Origin of the sequence: Micromonospora sp. NPDC000663, assembly GCF_042898105.1 — a bacterium.
GTDB lineage: Bacteria > Actinomycetota > Actinomycetes > Mycobacteriales > Micromonosporaceae > Micromonospora.
On the sequence record NZ_JBIAYR010000003.1, the window covers coordinates 66613 to 90030 of the forward strand.

The window sequence follows — 23418 nt, forward strand, 5'->3', positions numbered from 1 at the left end:
CCCCACCCGACAGGGAGCTCAGGGACGCACCGGCCAGGCGTCGGCCGGAGTGGCGGGCGGGGGGCCGCCGACCAGCTCGGCGAGCCGGGCCAGGCGGCGACGGCCGGTGATCCGGTACGCCGGTCCGCCCTCGTCAGAGCCGATGAACGTGCCGGCCAGCCCGGCGGCGGCGAGCGCCGCGCCCACCGGTTCCCAACACTCCCGGTCGCTCTCCCCGAGCCCCAGCAGGAACCCGCCGGGCGGCTCCGGCGTCCCGGCGGCGGCGAGCCACAACCGCAGCCGCCGGCCGGTGAGATGGAAGGTGGCAGGTGGGCGTTTCGCCGGGCCGTTCAGCCAGGCCGCCGCGAGCGGTTTCAAGACCCGGGTGTACGACGTACGGACGGCGTGTCGCTCGTCCCCGGTCGGCTCCCAGCTCGCCGCCAGCCCGCGCTGTCTGAGTTCGGCGACGAGCACGTGCACCCGCCAGGCGGCGTCCACACGTACCGAGAGGCGTGCGGTGCCGCCCATCCGTACCACCTCGCCCGGACCGGCGAGCAGTCCGGCCAGGTCGGCGACCGTCGGCTCGGCCGCGTCGGCGCCGAAGAAGACCAGTTGCCTGCCGGCGTCGTCGGCCGGGACCTGTGGGTCAGGGTGGGTCGAGCCTCCGCGCCGCCGCGCGGGTACGGACACGTCGGGCTCGGGCGCGGGGAACAGCGCCGGGGGCGGTTGCGCCTTCCCGGGGTCACCGAGCCCGCTCAGCGACACTCCGGCACCTCGTCGAAGGCCTGTTTCAGCTCCTCGGAGTTGAGCTGGCTGGTGTCCAGGGCGCTGGCGTCGTACTCCTTGTTGAGCGTCTCGACGGCGGCCCGCACACCGGCGTAGAAGGCGGTCGGCTCGCTCGTGCTCAGCTTGTCGATGGTGTCCCGGGCCCGGCCGTACGCGTCCCGCATCTTCTCCAGGGAGCCACGGAAGCCTGCGGAGATCACCTCGCCGTTGTCGGTCTCCGGCACGCCGGCCTGCTCCACCTTGCGGCGTGCGGTCTCGCTCGCCTGCTCCGCCCCGCCGAAGAGCCGCACCAGGTTCTCCTTGGCCTGCGCCGGGGTGGTCTGCGCGGTCATCTGCTCATCCGTGCTGCTGGTCAGCTTGTCGATCTCGGAGCGCCACGGGGTGAGCGCACCGCAGACGGTGGCCGCCCAGGCCCGGGGGCTGGGGTTCCCTCCACAGCCGGTGAGCACGACGACGATCGTGGCCAGGACCACCGTGAACTTTCCGGCGGCAGACGCCCGGCACGTACGCATGCGTTGCAGCGTACGGCCTTTGGCCAGGCGTGGCACCGGTCCGGACGGCCGGGGTCCCCGGCCGACGCGTACGTCGACCGGGGACCCCGGTGCCGTCGACGGTCAGGCGCTGACCGTCTCCGGGCGGTGGTCCGTACTGCCCGCGCCGGTGTTGCCACCGGCGTCGGAGTCGTCCATCGCGATGCCCTTGCGCTTGCTGAACATCACCGACGCCACGATGATCGCCGTCGCCACCAGCGCGATGGTCACCCGCAGACCGACGTTGCGGTCGTCGCCGACGCTCCACGCCACCACGGCCGGCGCGATCAGCAGCGAGACCAGGTTCATCACCTTGATCAGCGGGTTGATCGCCGGGCCGGCGGTGTCCTTGAACGGGTCGCCGACGGTGTCGCCGATGACAGTCGCGGAGTGCGCCTCGGAGCCCTTGCCGCCGTACGCGCCGTCCTCGACGAGCTTCTTGGCGTTGTCCCACGCTCCACCGGAGTTGGCCAGGAAGACCGCCATCAGGGTGCCCGCCCCGATCGCCCCGGCCAGGTACGACGCCAGCGCGCCGGGCCCGAGACCGAAGCCGACCGCGATCGGCGCCAGGATGGCGAGCAGACCGGGGGTCATCAGCTCGCGCTGCGCGTCCCGGGTGCAGATGTCGACGACCTTGCCGTACTCCGGGCGCTGGGTGCGGTCCATGATGCCGGGCAGCTCACGGAACTGCCTGCGGACCTCCATCACCACGGCACCGGCCGAGCGGGACACCGCGTTGATGGCAAGCCCGGAGAAGAGGAAGACCACAGCCGCGCCGATGATGAGGCCCACCAGGTTGCGCGGGTTGGCCACGTTCAGCGAGTTGAGGATCTCCGACCCCACGTCGCCCACCCCGGCGTCCGCGTACGCGGTGCGCAGCGAGTCGGTGTACGAGCCGAACAACGCGGTGGCGGCGAGGACCGCCGTGGCGATCGCGATGCCCTTGGTGATCGCCTTGGTGGTGTTGCCTACCGCGTCCAGCTCGGTGAGCGTCCGCGCGCCGTGCTCGTCGATGTCGCCGGACATCTCCGCGATGCCCTGGGCGTTGTCGGAGATCGGCCCGAAGGTGTCCATGGCGACGATGACGCCGACGGTGGTGAGCAGGCCGGTGCCGGCCAGCGCCACCGCGAACAGCGACAGCGTGATGGAGCTGCCGCCCAGCAGGAACGCGCCGAAGACACCGGCGCCGATGAGAAGCGCCGAGTAGACAGCCGACTCCAGACCGATGCTGATGCCGGCGAGGATGACCGTGGCCGCACCCGTCTGGGAGCTCTTGCCGATGTCCTGCACCGGGCGACGGTTCGTCTCGGTGAAGTAGCCGGTCAGCGCCTGGATCGCGGCGGCCAGCACGATACCGATCACCACCGCGCCGATGGCCACCAGCCGCGGGTTGCCTGACGCGTCGGTCAGCCCACCGTCGAACTCGCCGAAGGTGGCCGGCAGGTACGCGTACGCGGCGACCGCCACCAGCACCGCGGAGAGCACCGCCGAGATGTAGAAGGCCCTGTTGATCGCGGTAAGCGCGTTGCGGTCCGCCGAACGCAGGCGGGTGATGAAGACGCCGACGATCGCGACGAGCACACCGATGGTGGAGATGATCAGCGGGAAGACCAGGCCGTCCTCGCCGAACGCGGCCCGGCCGAGGATGAGCGCGGCGACAAGCGTCACCGCGTACGACTCGAACAGGTCGGCGGCCATGCCTGCGCAGTCACCGACGTTGTCGCCCACGTTGTCGGCGATGGTGGCGGCGTTGCGCGGGTCGTCCTCCGGGATGCCCTGCTCGACCTTGCCGACCAGGTCGGCGCCGACGTCGGCGGCCTTGGTGAAGATGCCACCGCCGACCCGCATGAACATGGCGAGCAGCGCGGCGCCAAAGCCGAAGCCCTCCAGCACGGTCGGCGCGTCGCCCCGGTAGACCAGGACGACGAGTGCCGCACCGAACAGGCCCAGGCCGACGGTGAGGAAGCCGACCACGCCACCGGTCCGGAAGGCGATCTTCATGGCGGCCTCGCGGCCACCCTGTCGCTCCCGGGCGGCGGCGGCGACGCGCAGGTTGGCGCGGGTGGCCAACCACATGCCGGCGCCGCCGATGAACGCGCTGAACAGTGCGCCCACCACGAAGAAGAGCGAGCGGCCGATCTTCACGGCCGTCTCGCTGCCATCGGTGTCGTGCACCGGCAGCAGGAAGAGCAGCACCACGGCGATCACAACGAAGATCGCCAGGGTGCGGAATTGGCGGAGCAGGTAGGCGGAGGCGCCCTCCTGGACCGCCCCCGAGATCTCCTGCATGTTGGTGGTGCCCTTACCGGCTGCCAACACCGCCTTTGTGAGGGCGGCGGCGAAGACGAGCGCCACCAGCGCGATCACCGCGGCGATGACGACGTACGTCACATTGCTTCCGGTAAGGGAAAGCCCGCCGCCGTCGGCGGCCAAGGTCTCGGACATCTGTGTCCTCCTGTTACCGAACACTCGCGCCGGTGGGTGGAGACGCACCGACCAGCGCCTGGATGCGGAATCGCAAGCGCGCCAACCCACACCAGCGGACCAGCGATGACCACCCATACCCGCTGGCTGCGGGATGGATCACTTGCTGACAACCCGGGTACTGTAGCCCTCCACAGTGTTGGAGGTCACACCCAGGTGGCACCGTGTCTCGATGATCTTCATCGCTGTGTTATGAAACGAAATCTGATATAGGGATCGATCCATGACAGGAAGGCCGCATCCCGACGGGGATGCGGCCTTCGTACGACAGTCGTGGATCAGCGGCCGACCGGCCACACCATCCGCACCTCGGTGCCGACGCCCTCGTCGACAGGTCGCACCTGGAGGTCCTCGACGAAGCCGGCCAGCAGCGCGAAGCCGACGCCTGTGGTCAACGCCTCGTCGGTGAGCGACTCGTTGGCCAGTTCGTCCGGCGGCAGCGCCGCCAGCCCGATGCTGGCCTCGATCGGCGCCCGGTCGACCACCCGCACCGCGTACGAGCCACCGTCGGACATCTCCACAAGCACCGGATCGGGCACGCCGTACTGCCGGTGCAGGGCGACCGCCCGGGTGCACGCCTCGCCGATGGCCAGCCGCACCTCGTCCAGCAGGTCCTCACGGACCCCGGCGCGCCTGGCGACGGCGACGCCGACCAGCCGGGCGGTGCGTACGTGCACCGGCGCCGGGGAGAAGGAGAGCCGGACTGTCGCCATCACGCGTCGGCGCCGCTCGGCTCCGCGCCGACCGCGGCATCGACAGTGGGATGCAGCGGGAACACCTGGTCCAACGCGGTGATCCGGAAGATCTTGAGCAGGGGCTCCTTGTCGCAGACCAGGGCGAACGAGCCGCCGGCCGTACGCAGCCGCTTGAGCGCGCCGACCAGCACACCCAGCCCGGTGGAGTCGAGGAAGTCCACCCGACCGAGGTCGACCACCACGTGCCGGGCGCCGCCGTCGATCAGTTCGAGAAGCCGTTCGCGGAGCCGGGGCGCGGTGTAGACGTCCACCTCACCGCCGACCTCGAGCACCGTGTGCTCACCCACGGTGCGGGTCGCCAGTGACAGCTCCATCGGTCCTCCTCGCCAGAGCCGTAAACTCTTCTGGGCATCTAACCATTACCGCCGGGCCAGCCTGCGGTCGCCGGCGGAGGCTTCCCTTTACCCCCCGGCCCGACTTTTCATCTCCGAACACCAGTGCGAGAGTGCAGGGCGTGACCTCCGACGACTTCAGCTCCGCGCGTCTGTCGCCGCGGCATGACCTGGAGCCGTCGGCCAGCGCCACCGTATCCGCAGGTCGAGGCGTCGGGCCAACGCCTGTCGACCTGCTGCGTCGGCTGCGTGCCCGAACCGCCGGCGACCCGGTCACCCACGTCGAACGGGTACCGGCCCGCGCCGGGGTGCCCGCGCCGTGGCCGCCGTGGGCACCGCCGGAGCTGCGCGAGGCGTTCGCCCGTCGCGGCGTCGCCGCGCCCTGGCGGCACCAGGCCGAGGCGGCCACCCTCGCGTACGACGGCGGGCACGTCGTCGTCGCCACCGGCACCGCGTCCGGCAAGTCGATGGCGTACCAGCTCCCGGCGCTGGCCACCCTGCTCGCCGACCCCCGGGCCACGGTGCTCTACCTGGCACCGACCAAGGCGCTCGCCGCCGACCAGTTGCGGGCCGTCGCCGGTCTGGAGCTGGAGGGCGTACGCCCCGCCTGCTACGACGGGGACACTCCGCGCGCCGAGCGGGAGTGGATCCGCAGGCACTCCCGGTTCGTGCTGACCAACCCGGACATGCTGCACCACGGCATCCTGCCCGGGCACGCCCAGTGGTCCGGTTTCCTGCGCCGGCTCGCGTACGTGGTGATCGACGAGTGCCACACCTACCGGGGGGTCTTCGGCTCGCACGTGGCGCACGTACTGCGTCGGCTGCGCCGGCAGTGCGCCAGGTTCGGGGCCACCCCCGTGTTCGTGCTCGCCTCGGCGACCTCCGGCGACCCAGCGACCGCGGCCGGGCGGCTGACCGGCCTGCCCGTGACGGCCGTCACCGAGGACGCCTCACCGCGCGGCGGGGTCACCTTCGCGCTCTGGGAGCCACCGCTGCTGCCACCCGACTCGGGGTCCTCGCCCCCGGTGCCCCCGCAGGCGACCGGCGACCACGACGACCTCCACCAGGTCCGCCGGTCGGCGCTGCGCGAGACCGCGGACCTGCTCGCCGACACGGTCGCCGAGGGGGTACGCACACTCGCGTTCGTCCGCTCCCGCAAGGGCGCCGAGGTGGTGGCCGCCAACGCCCGCCGGGCACTTGACGACGCCGTCCCGGGGCTCGGCGACCGGGTGGCCGCCTACCGGGGCGGCTACCTGCGCGAGGAGCGGCGCGAGCTGGAACGGGCGCTGCTGCACGGCGACCTGCTCGGCCTGGCCTCCACCAACGCGCTGGAGCTGGGCGTCGACCTGATCGGGCTGGACGCCGTGCTGATCTGCGGCTACCCGGGCACCCGGGCGTCACTGTGGCAGCAGGCGGGCCGCGCCGGGCGCTCCGGGCAGGAGGCACTGGCCGTGCTGGTGGCCCGCGACGACCCGCTCGACACCTACCTCGTGCACCACCCGGAGGCGATCTTCGGGGCGCCTGTGGAGGCGACGGTGCTCGACCCCGCCAACCCGTACGTGCTGGCCCCGCAGCTGGCCTGCGCCGCCGTCGAGGCGCCCCTCACCCCTGCCGACCTGTCGCTCTTCGGCGACGGGGCGAAGGAGGCGATCGACGAGCTGGTGGCCGCCGGGGCGCTGCGGCAACGGCCCACCGGCTGGTACTGGCGGCACCGGGAACGCCCCGAGGTGGACCTGCGCGGCGAGGGCGGCGCACCGGTCTGCGTGGTGGAGTCGGCCACCGGCCGGCTGCTCGGCACCGTCGACGGCGGCTCGTCGCACTTCCTGCTCCATCCCGGCGCTGTCTACCTGCACCAGGGCGTCTCGTACGTGGTGGACGACCTCGACCTCGCCGACGGCTGCGCGCTTGTGCACGTCGAGGAGCCGGACTGGTCCACCCACGCACGGGACGTCACCGACCTGTCAGTGGTGTCGGTGCGTTCCTACGTGGACGCCGGCCCGGTCGGCATGTTCCTCGGCGAGGTGGACGTGACCAGCCAGGTGGTGTCGTACCAGCGGCGGCGGATCGCCACCGGCGAGGTGATCGACACCCGGCCGCTGGACCTGCCCACCCGCGAGCTGCGCACGGTGGCGGTGTGGTTCACGCTGTCGCCGCAGTCGTTGGCCTCGGCCGGGGTCCAGCCGGCAGACGTGCCTGGTGCGCTGCACGCCGCCGAACATGCCGCGATCGGCCTGCTGCCGCTGATGGCCACCTGTGACAGGTGGGACATCGGCGGGCTCTCCACCGCCGTGCACCCGGACACGGAGGCGCCCACCGTGTTCGTCTACGACGGGCACCCGGGCGGCGCGGGCTTCGCGGAGCGGGCGTACGGGACGGCGTCGGCGTGGCTGCGGGCCACCCGGGACGCGATAGCGGAGTGCGGCTGTGAGGCCGGCTGCCCGTCGTGTGTGCAGTCACCGAAGTGCGGCAACGGCAACAACCCCCTCTCCAAGCCGGACGCGGTCCGGGTGCTCGACGTGGTCCTCGCGAACCTGCCCGCCTGATCGACCCTTGCATGAATCCACCCGGCACGGGGCACAATGCATGGGAGCGCTTCCATCGATGCCTGTCCTGCTGTTCACCCCCGCGCCCCGAGGAGGAGCCGTGGCCGACACCATCGCCGAGACCGTCGACCTGCTCTACACCATCGACCAGGAACAACTCACCCTCGACCAGCAGATCGCGCTCGGCTCCGCGCTTGCCGCGCTGGCCCAGGCGGAACGGCTGGAGCAGATCAACGAACGGCTGCGCGGCATCCACCAGGTCCTCAACACGTGGGCGCTGCGCGTAGCGACAGCGGACGGCCGCTGACCTCACGGGCGGGTCGCCGGCACCGGTGGTGAGAGCGGGGGCGCGGTTGGTTGCCGGGCTGTGCGAGACTCCGGCGCATCATTTCCCTGAGGAGATCAGATGCAGCTCGACAACTTGCAGAGCCAGCACCAGTTCCACGTCCGCCAGCGGCTGCGGATGATGGTCAACCAGTACGAGGTCCGGGCGGTCTCCCCGGACGGCACCGAGGGTGAGCTGCTCGCGTTCGCGCAGCAGAAGCGACTCGCCTTCAAGGAGCAGGTGACGATCTACACGGACGACTCGAAGCAGCAGCCCCTGCTCGGCTTCAAGGCCCGTCAGCGCCTCGACCTCGGTGCCACGTACGACGTGACCGACGCTGCCGGCAACGCGATCGGCCTGTTCCGCAAGGACTTCGCCCAGTCGCTGCTGCGGTCGACCTGGCACGTCGAGCAGGCCGGTCTGCCGCAGGTGACGGGTCAGGAGCGCAGCTTGCCGGTTGCCCTGCTGCGCCGGTTCGTCGACTCGCTGTCCTGGCTGCCGTACCACTTCGACTTCACCGCCAATGGCCAGCCGGCCTTCACCGTGGTGAAGAAGTGGGGCCTGCGCGACAAGTACGTCGTCGAGGTGCAGAACCCGCAGCTCGACCGCCGCCTCGTCATCGCGATGGCCGTGGCGCTCGACGCGCTCCAGTCGCGCTGACAGTCCAGACCCTGTGCGCCGCCCGCCGCTGATCCGCGGCGGGCGGCGCTCTGGCGCGCGGCGCGTCAGGTTGCTGCTCAGCCGCGCAGCGGGCCGGCCCGGGCCGTCGACGTCGCGACCCGAGACATTCCGGGTAGGGGCGTGAACGCCACCTCGACGGTCACCAGCATGTCCAGCCCGTCGAGGCGACAAGCGGTCAGCCGGCCCCCGTTGCGTCCGGCGATGTCACTTGCCAACGCGCAGGCCCTCTCGTCGCCGTCGAGTGCCCGGGCGGCGCCGGCCAGGGCGCCGAGATCGGCTGCCACCGCTGCCCGTTGACGCGCCATCCCGGCGGCGGCGACGGCCGCGCCGAACGTCCCGAACAGCACGAAGGCCAGCCCGATCGCCAGGATCAGGACTGTCGCACCCCCGCGCTCCGCCTCCAACAGACAGTCGTCGAGTCGGTTGGCGTCAGGGGTGTGCCTGGAGCGACACGACGCGCTGTCAGTTCGTCGCAGCCCGACGCGGTCCGGCGAGCAGTCAGTTCGTCGCACTGCCGACCCCCTCGGCAGCGCCCGGTTCCATCGCGGCGACAGCGGTGGCGGACACGGTGATCCGCCCAAGCCGGCCGCCCAGCGTCCGAACGGGTGCGCGCACCGTCGCCCGCACCCGCTCGCCCTCGACGGACACCGACACCTCCGCGTCCGGCGGTCCCGTGGGCCCGCCTCCCGCGCCCCGGGCGGCGGCCAGTGCCGCCTCCCGGGCGGTGTGCAGGCAACTCGCCTGGGTGCTGACGGCGTTGACCGCGGTCAGCCCGGCAAGCAGGAGCAGGAGCAGCGCCGGCAGACCGGCCGCCAGTTCGGCGGTGAACGACCCGCGGTCCCCGCTGGCGGCCCGTACCGCAGCGCGGAATCTGAACCCACCACCAGCCGCACGCCCGGACCTCCGATCGCGGCCGGCCTGCCGGCGCCCGATCACTTCAACGCCCGGTCGATGACGGCGGTCAGCGCCGACTGGACGTTGCCGGACGTCAGCACCTTCAGCAGGATCCCGGCGAACGCGACAGCGGCGAGCGTGCCGACGGCGTACTCGGCCGTGTTCATCCCGGCGTCGCCCCGCAGGCGGCCGATGAGTTTGCGCATGGCTGTTCCCTTTCTCGATGGGTCAGAGCACGTCGCCGAGGACAGCGACGATCACCGGCACCAGGCCGGCGAGAATGAACGCGGGCAGGAAGCAGAGCCCCAACGGCAGCACGATGAGCACGCCCGCCCGGCGGGCCGACGCCTCGGCGGCCGTGCCCCGGTCGGCGCGCAGGTCGTCGGCGAGCCGGGTCAGCGCACCGGCCAGGGCGGCACCACTGTTTGCCGAACGCAACGCGGCCGATGCCAGCCGCTCCGCACCCGGCACCCCGTCGAGCGCCGACCACGCCTCCGCAGGACCGCCACCGAGCAGCAGGGTGCGACCGACCCGGGCCAGCCTGCCGGCGAGCGGACCGTCCAACGCCTCCGCGACGGCCAGCACCGAACGGTCCACCGGAGCACCGGCCCGCATCGCCGCGGCCAACAGGTCGGCGGCGAGCGGCAGGTCGACGGCCTCCCGAAGCCGGCGTCTGCGGACAGCCGGCGGTTCGATCCGCCGCAGGCCCACATCCAGCAGGTACGCGGCCAGGGCCCCGCCGAGCAGCCCGAACCACCCTTCGATCACCACAGCCACGGCGAGCCCACCCAGGCCCGCCGCGAGCCGGATGGCGTCCGGCCGCCGCCACCTGGCGGATCCGCGCTTCGTCGCTGGCTCGCTCCCCGCTCCACGCTGGGACATCAGGCGGCCTGCCCCGGGGTGGCGCCCAGCCGCTCGGCCCAGAGCAGACCGACGACCTGGAGGGCAACCGCGACGATCGCGCAGATGCCGCCGACCGTGTCGTGCAGGAGCACCGCCACGGGATCGACGCCGATCCCGTACCCGAGCCCGATCCCGCCGACCGGCAGGCCCGCCAACAGCCAGGCCGTGGCCCTGGCGCCAGCCGCCTGTGCCGCGGCGGCGGCGAGCCCTCGGTCGGTGGCCCGCGCGTCCGCCTCGATCCGCTCGACGAGTTCCGCCAGGGGTGCGCCCGTCCGGTCCGCCAGCCGCACCGCAGCCGAGGTCAGCTGACGGAGCCGGTCCGAGCCGCCGACCGAGGCGATGTCGATGGCCGACGGCGCGGGCAGGCCGGCTCGCAGGTCCGCCGCGAGGCCACAGAGCTGGTCCAACGCACGCCGCCGGACCCGGTCGGCGCGCCGGTTGGCCCGCCGACGCAACAGGCCACGCACGATCAACGTGCCGTACCCGCCCATTGCGACGCCGCCGACCGGACCGGCGACCACGGCACCGGCACCGGCCCCCACCAGGCAGACCAGCAGCAGTGCGCGCGCCGGTCGTGCCCCTGCGGTCGCGGTCGCGCGCGACCCGCCACCAACTCGGTCGGCGACCCGTGGGTCCTCGTTGCCGACATCCCTTGGCAGGACCGTCGGAATCGCAGTCGCGTTGCGGCTCAGCTCGTCCGCGTCCCGGGCGATGCGACTGTCGGCCGGGCCGACTGACGGGCCGGTCAGACGATCGACCTCGGGCTCCCCGACACCGACCGTCGGCACGGCCACGGAGCCGTCGGCGCGGGGGTCCGCGTCCAGGACCACCGCTCCCGGCCGGGTGGTGCCGGCGGGGCGACGGAGGTCCCGGCGGGTCGGCGGACGGGCCGGGCCCGGCGGACGAGTCGGGCCGCCCTCCCCCGCCCATCTCGTGCCGCTCAGAGTGTCCCGCGTGTAGGGGGCGGCCAGCGTCCGTCCGCCACCGGCGGTCGGCGGGCGAGGCGAAGCGGTGGTCGGGCGGCCAGAAGGTGGCGGATCTCCGGGCGTGCGGCCCAGTTCCCTCACCCACTGCACGAGGGCCTCATCCGGATCAACGCCGGCGGTGCCTCCACCCCCGGCCAGCACCCGACGGCGGCGGGCCCGGACGGTCCGCACCGGCCACGCCACCAGAACCGCGGCGGCCACGAGCAGCACCACCACAAGCATCGTTCCGCCGGTCATGCCGGACCCGCCGTTCCGGGCCACGGCTCACCGAGGATCGGTGGCACCGCCACGCCACGCTCGTGCAGCAGCGCCCCCAGCGCACGGGCCGCCTGCCCCAGACCACGACCACGCACCCAGGCGGGGACCACCGTGACCAGCCGGTCCGGTCCCTCCGGGAGCAACAGACAGATCGACTCCAGGACCCGCCCACGGTCGCCACGTCGTACCTGAAAAAGGACCTGCAACGCGGCGACCACCTGGGCGTGCAGCGCGGCCCGGGGCAGGCCGCCCAGCATGCCGAGCGCCTCCAGCCGCGCCGGTACGTCGGACGGCGCGTTGGCGTGCAACGTGCCGGCGCCGCCGTCGTGGCCGGTATTGAGCGCGGCCAGCAGATCGACCACCTCACCGCCCCGGCACTCGCCCACCACCAGCCGGTCGGGCCGCATCCGCAGCGCCTGCCGGACCAGGTCCCCGAGACTGACCACGCCCGACCCCTCGACGTTGGCGGTACGTGCCTGGAGCCCCACCACGTGCGGATGGCCGGGGCGCAGCTCGGCGGCGTCCTCCACCAGCACGATCCGCTCGGTCGCCGGCACCAGGGCGAGCAGTGTGTTGAGCAGGGTCGTCTTGCCCGACCCGGTGCCACCGGTCACCAGGTACGCCAGCCGGGCGGCGACCACGGCAGCGAGCACGGGAGCCACAGGTCGGGGCACCGTCCCCTGGCGCACCAGCTCGTCGAGGGTGAACGGCCGGTGCCGGAAGGTACGCAGCGACAGGTAGGGACCCTCGGTCGCCACCGGCGGCAGCACGGCGTGCAACCGGGTGCCGTCGGCCAGCCGGGCGTCCGCGTACGGGGAGCCGTCGTCGAGCCGACGTCCGGCGCTGGCGACGAGTCGCTGCGCCAACCGGCGGACGTCCTCCACTGTGCCCACCGGCACCGGGACCTGGTGCAGCCCCGCTCCCCGGTCGACCCACACGCGGACGCCGTTGACCAGTACGTCGGTCACCTCCGGATCGGCCAGCAGCGGCGCCAGCGGCCCGGCGCCGACGAGGTCGTCGTGCACCCGGTCAGCGATGCGCAGCACGGCGGTGTCGCCGAGCACCGCGGCGGCGGGTTCCGCGCGTACGGCGGACACGATCGCCGCAGGCGTGACCGGGGTGGTGGCGCCCGCGATGCGCTGCCGCACCCGGGCGGCGAGGGAGGGGTCGTCCGGCCGGCCCGTCATGCCGCACCTGCAGCGGGTACGCCGGTGAGGTCGGCGACCATCCGTTGGCAGAGCGCCGCCAGTGGCCCCTTCCCGGCGGCGGCCGGCGCCTCGCCCCGTTCCAACCCCCGGCACAGCCCCGGCTCGGGGCGCAGCGTGCCGGCGAGGGGCAGCCCGAGCGCCCGCGCCACCTCGGTGGCACGTAATCGACCCGGGGCGGGCCCGCGCACCACCACCGAGAGCCCGGCGCAGTGCGGGGCGGCGGCGGCCACCACCCGGGCGGCAGCGGCGACGGCGCGCAACTCCGCAGGTACGACGACGTACGCCTGATCAGCCGCCTGCAGCGCGACCACGGCGGCGTCGTCCAACTGCCGGGGCAGGTCGATGACCACGAAGTCCCGGCCACGTCGGGCGGCGTCGACTGTCGCCGCCATCGCCGACGCGGGCAACGCCAACAGGTCGCCGCGATCCCAGGAGAGGACCACCAGGTCGCCCCGGCTGGGCAGCGCCCGGACCAACGCCGGGGCGTCGACCCGCCCGTCGGCGCCACTGAGCGACGGCCAGCGCAGCCCTTCCAACTGCTCCCAACCGAGGACGAGGTCGAGACCACCGCCGAGCGGATCGGCGTCGACCAGCAGAGTGCGCAGCCGCGCCCGCGCCGCGGTGACCGCCAGGCCACCGGCGAGAACACTCGCGCCGGCGCCACCGCGCCCGCCGAACAGCGCCACGATCCGTGCACCGGAGCCGTCAGCATCACCGGGACTCTGCTCGGCGAACCGGTCCACCAGCCACGGTTCGGCAGTCGGCAACGTGGCGACATGCTCGGCGCCGATCAGCTCGGCGATCTGCCAACCAGGGTCGAGCTGACCGGCCCGGCCCACAAGCACCAGCCGGGGCCGATGGGGCAAACGGGCCCGCAGGCACGACTGCGCCTGGTCGGCGCCGAGCAGGACCAGAGGCGCGGGAAGCCAGCGGGTACGGGCCGCCGCCGGATCGGCGGCGAGCTCCACCTCGGTGCCGCCGGCGGCGGCGAGCCGGAGCAGATCGTCGAGCAGGTCATCGTCGCCGGTGACGAGCAGGGGAAGCCGTCTGATCGGGGGCGGAACGGAGGTACGGGGTGGCATCGCGGCCTCCAGCGGTCGGCTCGGTTGTGCCGCCGACACTGCTCTCGACCAGCCGTCGCTGAACGCCCCTGATGGGCCTTCTGTGGATAACTGGGGCGCCTGTGGACAACGCCCGCCGGGACAATGGATCTGCTATGCGCGAGGATCGCGGATCCGCACCTCCACGACAGCGCCGGATAGCCTGCACCGACCGCGACGACCACGGAGCCCGACATGAAGCTGCCGCCCGGAGCCACCGGCTTCAACCGGCCGCCCGGCACCCACGCGGATCTCAGGGTCTTCACCGCCGTCTGTCACCACGCGGCCCGCGCCATCGACGCCACCGTCACCGGCGTCACTCCCGCAGGTGTCACGCCCAACTTCCACACGGTCGATATCGCCGACGCCCCGCACCACATCGCGGTGCTGCGGCACATCACGCTGCCGTTCGTCGCCTTCGCCCGCCCCCACGCCATCGGCGACGTCACCGTCACGTTCGTCGACCATCCAGACCTCGCCGACGCCATCAACGCCCTGACTCGCGTCCAGGCCCTCACCGTCGACCAGCTGCAGACCCCTCTGACACAGGTTGACCTGGGCGCCCTCGACCCCAGCGAGCACGACCAGATCAGCTACTGGAGGCCGACCACCCTCGGCGAGCTGCTGTTCAACTTCTGGGACTGAACGCCAGCAGCCCGAAACAAGGAACGACGAAGATCGTCTAGCCGGACCTGTCACGGATCAGGTGACAGCGATCCGTGGCGACCTCGTAGACCTGTACGCGGCAGTCGGCGCCGTCGACCTACCGGACATCGGTAACGGTTTCTTCCTGCACACAGCCTCCGATGAGGCCCGCACCCACGAGTCACGGGACCCTGCCCCGGACCTGCCTACCTCGACCGCTTGCTTGAGGCCGTGAAGGCGTTCGCCGCCTCGGGCAGGCCGCCAGCTTGTGATCGGTCGTCTGGATCGAGCGCCAAGCACGTGGTGGGCCCGACACGCCGGCAGTCGGTCACTGGCGTACAGCCGCAGAAACGCCCACGGAGGGAGACGACCTGTGAGCTGCGGTGGAGCGCTCCCCGGAAAGGGACGACCCCCGTCGGGGGGAAAGTGACCTGACGTAGCAGCGAGTGTGATCAAGTGCCGTACCGCGTGGTCAGACATACCGGAAGTGCTGTCGAGCATGATCGGGAGTCGCCACGCGGTACGGCGTTCGCTGACGATCCGCTGACTTCCGGATGATGCGCTGCGGGCGCCCGAGGACGGCCGGAGGCCGCCCGCAGGGCATTCCGCAAGCGCGCACCTACTTCCGACCTCTGCATCGCAAAGATCAAGACGATTGTCGGCCGGCGTAGGCTACGCGGCTGACCTGTTCGTCTTCGTCGGCTCGCGTCCACTCATGAGCGGGCCGGTCGGCCGGCTTGGCTGTACGGATGGCTGTACAGCCACCCTCTGATCCGTAGATTCCCAAGACCACTCCGCAGCCGTTCGGCAACGTCCAGGTCGCCTGGTCGCCGCGCTTTCAGCAACTGCATCCGTCCGGGCTCGTACGGCGCGGTTCGCCCCGGTGGCTCACCTAGGGCTCCCAACGCAAACCCTCTAATCCGTAGGAGCGTCCCGCATGCGCCGCCAACCGCCTCGTCTCCCCACTTGCTGGTGGCCGGCGTTCATCCGGTGGCGGCTGTGGGCGTCGTGCTGGGTCAGGTTGGGGTCAGAGACTGGCAGCTTGGGAATTGCACAAGATCGGGCTCTGGGAGGCGTCTGACGCTTCTCGGTGCGGTCCCGCCGCGAAGGACCACCCAGTGCAGGTGGCACCGGAAGGATCGCCGGAAGTCGCTGGGCAGCCGACCGCCGCTCAGGCACGATTAGGTTCGCTCCTGCAGTAGATGGGAACCAACATGGCGGACTCACACGGGCGACGGCAAGGTCTTCCGTCCTCTTGGGCAGATGCACTGCTGTCCACCAACCCCGACCTTGTTACGAAAGTCGATGACTGGTGGGCCAGCACGTCGCCTGACGTCAACGTCGGAAGCCGCCACCACACGGTGCCCAAGTCCTACCTTCAACGGTTCGCTCGGAAGGAACAGCTGCTGGTACGGGACCGTGCGACCGGGAAGGCGAGTATCCGGAACATCGGTGACCTAGCGATCAAGAACTTCTACACGTTCATGAATCAGGACGGACAACCAGACGGCCGTCTAGAGACGATCCTGGCCGATGTAGATAACGAGGGTTCGCGGCTCTTCACCCGCCTGCTTAGCCCCTTCCACGTTCCTCGCCCGCTTGACCAGGAGGAAAGATTGACCCTCGCCCAGTTCATCGCCTTCCAGTTTGTCCGGGGCGCTCGTCGGCGGCGGGAAGGGGAGTTGTTGGCGGACTATGGGATTAAGCTGGTGAACCAGGGCCGCCTGCCCAAAGACGCCAGTGACCTGCGTATCATCCCTCACCCGAACGAGCACTTACGGGTGATTAGCATGTCCGCACCCAAACTCATGGAGGCTTTGCTGGGGCGACCTGTAACGCTGGTCAACATAGATCAACCGTTGTTCATTACGTGCGACGAACCGGTGATTGCTGTATTTGGGGACGATTACGTGCGACACCGTCCACAATGCTTCGCAACCCCAAAACAGCGGCGGAGGAACGCTAAGAGGCCAAGCCGAAGTCGCAAGCGCAAGCACGAAATCGTGCACTTTTATCCGACGCGGCCGTCTGGCCTGGCGATTGCGGAGGAGGTCGCCCTGCCGGTCAGCCCGACCGCGCTCATCGTGCTCGGCCCGCACGGGGAACGAGCAGAGCTGCGTCTCGGGCTGTCCGGAGCGGATGCCGTGGAGCTGGCGGCGGACGTAAACCAACGTCTAGTGGACCAGGCTTTTGAGTGGGTTGCAGCGCACCCTGACCACCCCGCGTTCCGGGACATGACCTTTCCCCCACCGGGGCCACTCATCCAGGTGTGCGACGGCATGACGCCGATGGGGCAGGCCCTCGATCAGGCGCCCGAGCCGCGCCGGCCAGAGCGTCTGAATCAGCATTGGCGCAACTGATCGAGCATGTGAGCTGGGTCGGGCCCGCGACCGAGGGACTAGTGGCGACTCGGTTGGAACACGTGGTGTACGAGGTCAGAAGGGTTGTAGCCGCCCCGTTCGTCTGCATTCAGCCTTCTCGGCTGCTGTACCTCGCTGCTGTACTGCTGGGCTGGCCGTGCCTACATCTGGCGCTAGAAACCCTGTCGTACCCCTCGAATAACATGCGGCCACACGAGGGAGGGCCTACGCGCATGCATGTCGATCAGCTCACCGACCGCGCTGCTGTGTACGGGGCAGCAGAGGAGCACAGGCAGATCGGCCGTACAGCTTTCAGGGAGCGCTACGGGTTCGGCGCCGCGCAGAAGTATTGGGCCGTTGTCGACGGTCAGCTCCATGACGCGAAGGCGATCGTAGGGGCGGCTTACGGCTACCAGTACCCGGAACGCGGCAGCCTCCGCCACGACGAGTTCAGCGGTGGAGAGACAGGGGCCAACCCTGATGCCAAACGCACCAAGGAAGTAGATCCAGATGGTGTTGCAGTGGGAGTTCTACACCCTGGTCGTCACTACGCCGACGACTTGAACGACGCCGGCATCCTGTACCACTACCCGAGTACAAACCGGGCGGGCAAGCGGGACGACAGCGAGATCCTCGCAATGAAGCGGGCCGCCGAACTCAGCGTGCCGGTGTTCGTCATCTCAGATCCTGGACACAAATCCCAATGGCGTGAGGTGCGCTTGGCGTGGATCGAGGGCTGGGACGACCGCGCAAGAATCTTCTCGCTGGCCTTCGCTGCGGATGCACCAAAGAGGGTGCTCGACCATGACGACTCCGATGACCAGTCGTTTGAGCTGTTCGGCAACTCAAGCCGACGCGAGGTGAGGTCTACGCGCGAACGCCCAGGCCAGCCTCGCTTTAAGTTGCAGGTCATCCAGAGATACGGCGCGGTGTGCCCTCTGTCCGGGGTCACAGTGCCGGAGATGCTCGAAGCGGTGCATCTCGTGCCCGACGCCGACGGTGGCACAGGAGACCCCCGCAATGGGTTGATCATGAATGCCGCCCTTCACCGAGCCTTCGACGCCGGCCTGTTCGCCATCCACCCAACCACGCATGCCGTTGAGATCCGTCCTGGCCTGACCTTGTCTGACCTAGGGGTCAAGTTCCCGACACTGGTCAACCTGCCTAAGAAGCCCCACCCTGACGCCCTCCAGTGGCGTTACGACTGGTGGGCGGCCAAGCCCAAGAACAACTTACGGCAAGAACGGCATACACATGCGTGATTGCCCACATCGGACGAATGTCGTACGGTGTAAATAAGGTCACCTCTAGAATAACTTGGGGCGTTTAATGAGCAGGCATGCGTTCGCCGCTTACGGCTTGTACGTTGCACGGCGGTACCGGCCCGATGAGCGGCTGCCGCTAGACGACATCGGTGGCACTGGACACAACCTGCTCGCGCTCATTCACGGACTTCTTAACGATCTGGAGAAGGAGCCATACAGGAACGATGACGCGGAGGAATACTACGCGGTTAAATCGATCGATCCAGCAGGACGCCAAATAGCATTCGTTGCAGACTACGGGCGGTTCGGCCTAACGGGGGACATTCGCCATACCCGTCATCACGGAACTACCCATACTTACAGTAGGGATGAATCCGCCGTCGTCTCGACGCGGAATATGATCGTCTGGGCGCCGCAGTCAACAACTGCAATGTTTCTTACCGAACGGTATGGAAATCGCGGCTCGGGTGGCTTCTTCTTGCGCCAGCTGGAATTGGCATTCCGGGAAAATTTCAACGGGCAGCTGCTGCTTCACACCGAAAGCCTAATTGATTTCGAGCGCTGGCAGGAGTATCGCGATAATGCAAAGCTAACGAACATCAAGGTTGTACGCTTCGGTGGTACGCATGACATCGGCAATGGCGTCGATCCAGACCTCATCGGGAAATTGGTGTTCGAGGCCAAACCCCGCTGGGGCAGCGAAGGCTTCGGGAGTTCCATGAAGTCGGGCCTTCTAGAGGGAACAGTCAGCGCGCAAACAATCTTCGGGCTGGGAGTTCATGCACGAGATGAAACGCGACTGACCCTAGATGACGGAACCCAGGAGCGTACGGTGATCGTAGGCCGTGAGAATCTGCCGGCACTGATCCACCCAATTGAATATGACGGCGACGGCCGAGCCGATGATCATATTGTCTACGCTAGCATGAAGGAAGCTGCCCCGACTCTTGCCGCCGGCCTGGGGAGGGAGCTGCTGGGCGACTGGGACACCGAAGAATGGCCGAAAGCACATCTACTGGCAAAGATGGGGGCCATACGTGAGCGCTAAGTGGTCGGTGACACCGATCATCAGACGGCAACTCGACACCCTCGTTGACCAGAACGACCCTAAGCAAAGACTCCGAATCCAGGACTTTCTGGGCCTTTTTATATTTCCTGCCGCTTTAGCCGTAAGCGGATTTTTCTTCGACTTTCGCCTCCGAGGTGTAGAAGGGATTCTCGCCGGCGTAGCAGTGTTTACAGCCTTGCTATTCGGCTTGCTGGTCCATGTCTTCACCCTTGGACTTCGACTTACAGATGATCCTCGGATTTCAAAACGCGGACGCACCGCTCAGCTTGTCGATCAGTTACAGCAAAATGTGGCCTACGCCATTGTTGTGGGCCTGTTTACAACATCAGTCCTGATCGTTGGCGTTAGCACAACGGTCAAGGACCGCGCGCTAGGTACACCAATCAGCGCACTTGTGGTATTTAGCGTGGTGCATCTTATCCTTTGCATGCTGATGGTTCTTAAGCGCACGCAAGCCGCCTACGATGAGTTCCGCTCGTAATGCATAGAGGTCACCAGAACAACCGTTGGTAGGGGCACTCTGGGAGGCTCGAAATCCCAGCCTGTTCCTGACGCTCAGATACTTGTCATCCCGTCCGCCGTCGACCCACACACCGTGGAGCGGGCCTGCCCCTGGGCGCCAAGGTGGAGCGCCCCACTGGACGTACGACCTTGGCGCCCAGGGGCAGGTCTGCCCGGCTCGCCTGGGTCGTCGGTGGTCGGGGTGACAACCCTCATCCCAGAAGCCCGAGTGCTCCCGCCGGAAGCTCGGCTTCATCGTTGGACCACATCTACTTACCTTGGCAGCGGTCGGCCGGCGCCCCAGCCGGGTGGGGGTCCACGTCCCGGGGGTGCCGGGCCGGGGCGCCGGCCGGGCCGCGCGCCGCGGGCTGTGCGGCGCCTTGATCCTAAAGAGACTGTTTCGGCAGTGGGTACCGCCATCACCCACCGGATCAGTCGTTGCGTCAGGTCTAGGCGACGTCTCGTTTACAAGCTCTGTGCACCTCGTGTGGCGAGGTCCGGCCGCATCCACAGCCTCGGGCAACTGTCCGCCCTCGGCAGATGCCGGCTGCCCCTGTCGCGTCCAGTTGCTGTCACCACTGCTGTCAACAGCGGACTGCCCGGTGCGCGCCAACCTTCCCCGTCCGACAGTTCGATCGTCGCCGGCGCGTCTCCCGGCTTATCGGTAAGGCGGCTGGCGCGCAGTGCACGATCGGGCGCACTCGGAGCCGCCCTACGCCCTCTGAGGGGGCTCGGCCGGCTCTAGCCGTACCCATCCCACGGGCATGACGTTTCAGTCTGAGAGGTGGGCAGGGATCGTCGCCAATCTGTGCCGCCCAACCACTTCCGCTCCGTACAAGCGTTCGACATGATGGCTTGATCACAAGGATGGAGCAACCATGGCAGACAGAAGCTCGATCGAGTGGACCGAAGCTACCTGGAACCCCACTACGGGTTGCGATCGGATCTCGGATGGCTGCGATAACTGCTATGCACTGACGCTCGCTAAGCGACTCAAGGCTATGGGCTCGCGGAAGTATCAGAACGACGGTGATCCTAGAACTTCCGGTCCTGGCTTCGGTGTCACAGTCCACCCAGACACGCTTGCCACTCCTCTGCGGTGGAGGGAACCACGGGTTGTCTTCGTCAACTCGATGAGTGACCTCTTTCATGCACGGGTTCCGTCAGCCTTCGTCAAGCAAGTGTTCGAGGTTATGGAGTCCACGCCTCGGCATACCTACCAAATCCTCACCAAACGCGCCGCTCGGCTCCGCAAACTAGCCGGAGCACTGCCTTGGCCGCAGAACGTGTGGATCGGAGTGAGCGTCGAGGACTCTTCTGTGTTGAGTCGGATAGACGACTTGCGAGCCGCCCCAGCGGCGGTTCGCTTCATCTCGGCAGAGCCCCTCATCGCACCTCTTGGCCGGCTGGATCTTGAAGGAATTGACTGGCTGATTGCCGGAGGAGAGTCGGGTACGAAGGCTCGGCCCGTGGCCGTGGACTGGGTCCGCGAGCTTCGTGACCAGTGCCGGACGGCCGACACAGCCTTCTTCTTCAAGCAGTGGGGAGGACGCACCCCGAAGGCAGGCGGTCGCATCCTCGATGGATGCACGTGGGATGAGATGCCGCAGCCCAAGCGCCGGGAGGCAATCGCGACGCTTGCAAGATGAGATCCCAGACCCCTTCCCTTGGCTCCTGGCATGACGCAGGATGGATCAACCGAGCGTGCTGGTTCGAGTACAGACGGTTTCGTGTCGATTGGGGGTCAACATCGCATGCCACCACCTCAGGACACGCTGTGGCGCAGTCAACCGAGGGTGCTCATCAAGCATCAGGTGTATCGACACTATTTGCAATGCTGGATGGGAAAGATTTGCAGGTCTTTTGATCAGTCGAGCATCGTAGACGCGTTCTCAGGGCCGGGTCAGTATCTTGATGGGCCTGACGGGTCACCGCTCGTAATTTCAAAGACTTTCTTGGAACATTCCGCGTTCTCGCAGTTCAATACTTTGCGGTTTATCTGCAACGAGAAACGTGCGGATCGACGAGAGCATCTGACCCGGAAAATGAAGGAGCTGCCGCCGTCTCCCAAATTGAAGTTTCATTCCGCAGAGCCAGCGGGGACAGCGGACACTTTCGAAGTTTTGGACGCGTTGGCACATGGCGGTAGCCGCAAGGACATCCCCACTCTGTGGATACTGGACCCCTTCAATCTTGCCGGTGTGCCGTTCGAATTGATACAGAAGTGCCTTCGCCGATCGCGCGACGAAGTGCTCATTACCTGGTTCTCGGACGAAATTTACAGGTTTTGTGAGGACTCCAGCAAGGCGAACGCAATGAGCAGTCACTTTGGTGGCGACCATTGGAAGAGCGCGCTGGAGCACAAAGGTGAGACGGCCCGCAAAGAAGCCTTGCTGACGGCGTACCAAGACGGTCTACGATCGCTTGGTGTGCTCACGAACGCTGTTTCTATCTCCAGCCGGAATGAGACAGCTCGGTATTCGCTTGTCTTCGCTACTCATGACGATCGCGGCCTAGAGTGTTTTAATCCGGTTAAATGGCGACTAGACCCCGTTAAAGGCTCGACCATCAACGAGAACAGAGGGATGCAGCAGGGCGACTTGTTCTCTGAGCTGCCAGTTGTTGAAGAGCTGCGTGCCTACCTTGAGTCCCTAGCCGGCGAGGCTGCCTCGTTTTTGAGCCTAGTACGGGAAGCTCAGAGGATGGGCTATCTGGAAAAGCACCTAAGAACAACGCTTGACGAACTCGCGGTAGATGGCCGCGCCGTCCGGGAAACCCCTCTGAAAGCATCAACCCGTTGGCCCGCCGAGTCCGTGATACGTTTCTATCCGCCTGCATAATCGCCCGCGTGAAGAAAAATCGGCACATCACGTGGATCGTCCTTGATGGACGTGCACGGGGCCGCAAGACGCCCCTTTGGTCGCCACCAGACGGGTCATCGCGGAAGGTCTTGAGAATTCCGCGCGTGGATCAGGCATCTTCTTGCGCCGCGCGCGTACGGTGAAACCATGAGTCGCGAGTATGCGGAATTGCTTGCTCAGGTTATTCCTGTCGTGGCGCTAGCCCTGGGCTTCGAGATCAGATCGCTGGCAAAGCGCATACGCGAGTCGGGGAGCAAGCCGGTACCGAACTGGCAGCGCAACCTGCTCTTTCAACTGTGCATCATACTCGTAGTGCTAGCCCTGGGCGAAATGCGTGCTCTAAGCGTCGTTGCAGGAGACGGCTTTGTAGGCTCATTCACCGTTACGTTGGTGTTGGCCATCACGGCTGCCTTCGTTGCGCCCCTGTTTGATGCAATCAAGGAGTCAATGCCTCCGGTTAAGCGTGAGGACCTCAGACTCATCTTCCGCACAAAGTTAGGTCTAGCGTCTTTGCCTCTCTTTTTCGCAATCTTGCTAGTTATAGCGGCAGCGATTGCAATGCAGCTCATGAGTCCTTTCTCTTAACGCTCCCAACCCCTCGTGTTCGACCCACCAATCGTGAAGAATTAGCCATCCCGTCTGCCGCCGACCCGCCCATCGGGGGAGCGGGCCGCCGCTCGGTCCGCCGAGTCAAGACGGCCTTGACGCACGTTCGGAAGCTGGCGGGCCGGGTGGTGGTCTGCTCGGCTCGCCCGGGTCGTCGGCTGGCGGGGTGGCCTTGCGCAACCACCCACGGACCGCGACGCGCGACGGACCCCCGACCATCTCGGAGTCGTTGCGCCCCCCGCCGGAGGCGCGGTAACCGCGACCAGCTCGCCGCCGCGACCCGCCGCGCGGACCCGGCGTGCCCGTCGCCGCGCCGCTCGGGGCGCGGCCCGGTCGGCTGCCGGCCC

23 protein-coding genes are annotated in these 23418 nt (G+C 68.3%); 11 read left to right on the top strand and 12 right to left on the bottom strand.

Annotated elements, in window-relative coordinates:
* Positions 1–18: 18 nt before the first annotated feature.
* From ACFY1S_RS12515 to ACFY1S_RS12535, 5 genes are all read right to left on the bottom strand, one after another.
* Positions 19–744, bottom strand: a complete 726-nt coding sequence (locus tag ACFY1S_RS12515) for a hypothetical protein (protein WP_387116236.1) — start codon at positions 742–744, stop codon at positions 19–21.
* A complete protein-coding gene (locus tag ACFY1S_RS12520; protein ID WP_364369060.1) occupies positions 735–1277 on the bottom strand; it encodes a hypothetical protein in 543 nt (180 codons plus the stop codon). Before ACFY1S_RS12520 ends, ACFY1S_RS12515 begins: the two co-directional genes overlap by 10 nt.
* A 102-nt stretch (positions 1278–1379) precedes the next feature.
* Positions 1380–3740, bottom strand: coding sequence for a sodium-translocating pyrophosphatase (locus ACFY1S_RS12525; RefSeq protein WP_387116239.1), 2361 nt, complete (start codon positions 3738–3740; stop codon positions 1380–1382).
* A gap of 317 nt (positions 3741–4057) precedes the next feature.
* Complete coding sequence (locus tag ACFY1S_RS12530) at positions 4058–4495, bottom strand: ATP-binding protein (protein ID WP_364369066.1); 438 nt, start codon at positions 4493–4495, stop codon at positions 4058–4060.
* On the bottom strand, positions 4492–4848 hold the full coding sequence (locus ACFY1S_RS12535) for an STAS domain-containing protein (RefSeq protein WP_387116243.1): 357 nt from the start codon (positions 4846–4848) through the stop codon (positions 4492–4494). Before ACFY1S_RS12535 ends, ACFY1S_RS12530 begins: the two co-directional genes overlap by 4 nt.
* A 140-nt stretch (positions 4849–4988) precedes the next feature.
* On the opposite strand from ACFY1S_RS12535, the gene ACFY1S_RS12540 reads away from it, so the two are divergent.
* From ACFY1S_RS12540 to ACFY1S_RS12550, 3 genes are all read left to right on the top strand, one after another.
* Complete coding sequence (locus tag ACFY1S_RS12540; protein WP_387116247.1) at positions 4989–7409, top strand: DEAD/DEAH box helicase; 2421 nt, start codon at positions 4989–4991, stop codon at positions 7407–7409.
* A gap of 100 nt (positions 7410–7509) precedes the next feature.
* Positions 7510–7716 (top strand): hypothetical protein, encoded by a 207-nt coding sequence (locus ACFY1S_RS12545; RefSeq protein WP_364369072.1) that lies wholly within the window; start codon positions 7510–7512, stop codon positions 7714–7716.
* 99 nt (positions 7717–7815) lie between these two features.
* A complete protein-coding gene (locus ACFY1S_RS12550) occupies positions 7816–8394 on the top strand; it encodes a hypothetical protein (protein ID WP_354816220.1) in 579 nt (192 codons plus the stop codon).
* Between the two features lie 77 nt (positions 8395–8471).
* On the opposite strand, the gene ACFY1S_RS12555 is transcribed toward ACFY1S_RS12550, so the two are convergent.
* The 7 genes from ACFY1S_RS12555 to ssd all read right to left on the bottom strand — a co-directional run bounded on the left by ACFY1S_RS12555 (position 8472) and on the right by ssd (position 13746).
* On the bottom strand, positions 8472–8891 hold the full coding sequence (locus tag ACFY1S_RS12555) for an Rv3654c family TadE-like protein (protein ID WP_387117621.1): 420 nt from the start codon (positions 8889–8891) through the stop codon (positions 8472–8474).
* Between the two features lie 22 nt (positions 8892–8913).
* Positions 8914–9231, bottom strand: a complete 318-nt coding sequence (locus tag ACFY1S_RS12560) for a TadE family type IV pilus minor pilin (RefSeq protein ID WP_387117624.1) — start codon at positions 9229–9231, stop codon at positions 8914–8916.
* A gap of 116 nt (positions 9232–9347) precedes the next feature.
* Positions 9348–9515, bottom strand: a complete 168-nt coding sequence (locus ACFY1S_RS12565) for a DUF4244 domain-containing protein (protein WP_151492073.1) — start codon at positions 9513–9515, stop codon at positions 9348–9350.
* 22 nt (positions 9516–9537) lie between these two features.
* The gene (locus tag ACFY1S_RS12570) at positions 9538–10191 is read right to left on the bottom strand and encodes a type II secretion system F family protein (RefSeq protein WP_387116251.1); all 654 of its coding nucleotides are present in this window, start codon (positions 10189–10191) and stop codon (positions 9538–9540) included.
* Positions 10191–11435, bottom strand: a complete 1245-nt coding sequence (locus tag ACFY1S_RS12575; protein ID WP_387116254.1) for a hypothetical protein — start codon at positions 11433–11435, stop codon at positions 10191–10193. Before ACFY1S_RS12575 ends, ACFY1S_RS12570 begins: the two co-directional genes overlap by 1 nt.
* A complete protein-coding gene (locus ACFY1S_RS12580) occupies positions 11432–12643 on the bottom strand; it encodes a TadA family conjugal transfer-associated ATPase (RefSeq protein ID WP_387116257.1) in 1212 nt (403 codons plus the stop codon). Before ACFY1S_RS12580 ends, ACFY1S_RS12575 begins: the two co-directional genes overlap by 4 nt.
* Complete coding sequence (gene ssd / locus ACFY1S_RS12585; RefSeq protein ID WP_387116261.1) at positions 12640–13746, bottom strand: septum site-determining protein Ssd; 1107 nt, start codon at positions 13744–13746, stop codon at positions 12640–12642. Before ssd ends, ACFY1S_RS12580 begins: the two co-directional genes overlap by 4 nt.
* 213 nt (positions 13747–13959) lie before the next feature.
* Between ssd and ACFY1S_RS12590 the strand changes: the two genes are divergently transcribed.
* The 8 genes from ACFY1S_RS12590 to ACFY1S_RS12625 all read left to right on the top strand — a co-directional run bounded on the left by ACFY1S_RS12590 (position 13960) and on the right by ACFY1S_RS12625 (position 23050).
* Positions 13960–14409 carry a hypothetical protein gene (locus tag ACFY1S_RS12590; RefSeq protein WP_387116264.1) on the top strand — a complete coding sequence of 150 codons (450 nt, stop codon included), beginning with the start codon at positions 13960–13962 and terminating at the stop codon, positions 14407–14409.
* Between the two features lie 1202 nt (positions 14410–15611).
* Positions 15612–16769 carry a DUF4238 domain-containing protein gene (locus ACFY1S_RS12595; protein ID WP_387116267.1) on the top strand — a complete coding sequence of 386 codons (1158 nt, stop codon included), beginning with the start codon at positions 15612–15614 and terminating at the stop codon, positions 16767–16769.
* A 233-nt stretch (positions 16770–17002) separates the two neighbouring features.
* A complete protein-coding gene (locus ACFY1S_RS12600) occupies positions 17003–18031 on the top strand; it encodes an HNH endonuclease (protein ID WP_387116270.1) in 1029 nt (342 codons plus the stop codon).
* Between the two features lie 67 nt (positions 18032–18098).
* On the top strand, positions 18099–19082 hold the full coding sequence (locus ACFY1S_RS12605) for a hypothetical protein (protein WP_387116274.1): 984 nt from the start codon (positions 18099–18101) through the stop codon (positions 19080–19082).
* On the top strand, positions 19072–19584 hold the full coding sequence (locus ACFY1S_RS12610; RefSeq protein ID WP_387116277.1) for a hypothetical protein: 513 nt from the start codon (positions 19072–19074) through the stop codon (positions 19582–19584). Before ACFY1S_RS12605 ends, ACFY1S_RS12610 begins: the two co-directional genes overlap by 11 nt.
* Positions 19585–20482: 898 nt before the next feature.
* Positions 20483–21253 carry a DUF5131 family protein gene (locus ACFY1S_RS12615; RefSeq protein ID WP_387116280.1) on the top strand — a complete coding sequence of 257 codons (771 nt, stop codon included), beginning with the start codon at positions 20483–20485 and terminating at the stop codon, positions 21251–21253.
* 30 nt (positions 21254–21283) lie between these two features.
* A complete protein-coding gene (gene tcmP, locus ACFY1S_RS12620) occupies positions 21284–22444 on the top strand; it encodes a three-Cys-motif partner protein TcmP (protein ID WP_387116283.1) in 1161 nt (386 codons plus the stop codon).
* Positions 22445–22612: 168 nt separating this feature from the next.
* Positions 22613–23050 carry a hypothetical protein gene (locus tag ACFY1S_RS12625; protein WP_387116286.1) on the top strand — a complete coding sequence of 146 codons (438 nt, stop codon included), beginning with the start codon at positions 22613–22615 and terminating at the stop codon, positions 23048–23050.
* The last annotated feature ends 368 nt before the right edge of the window (positions 23051–23418 follow it).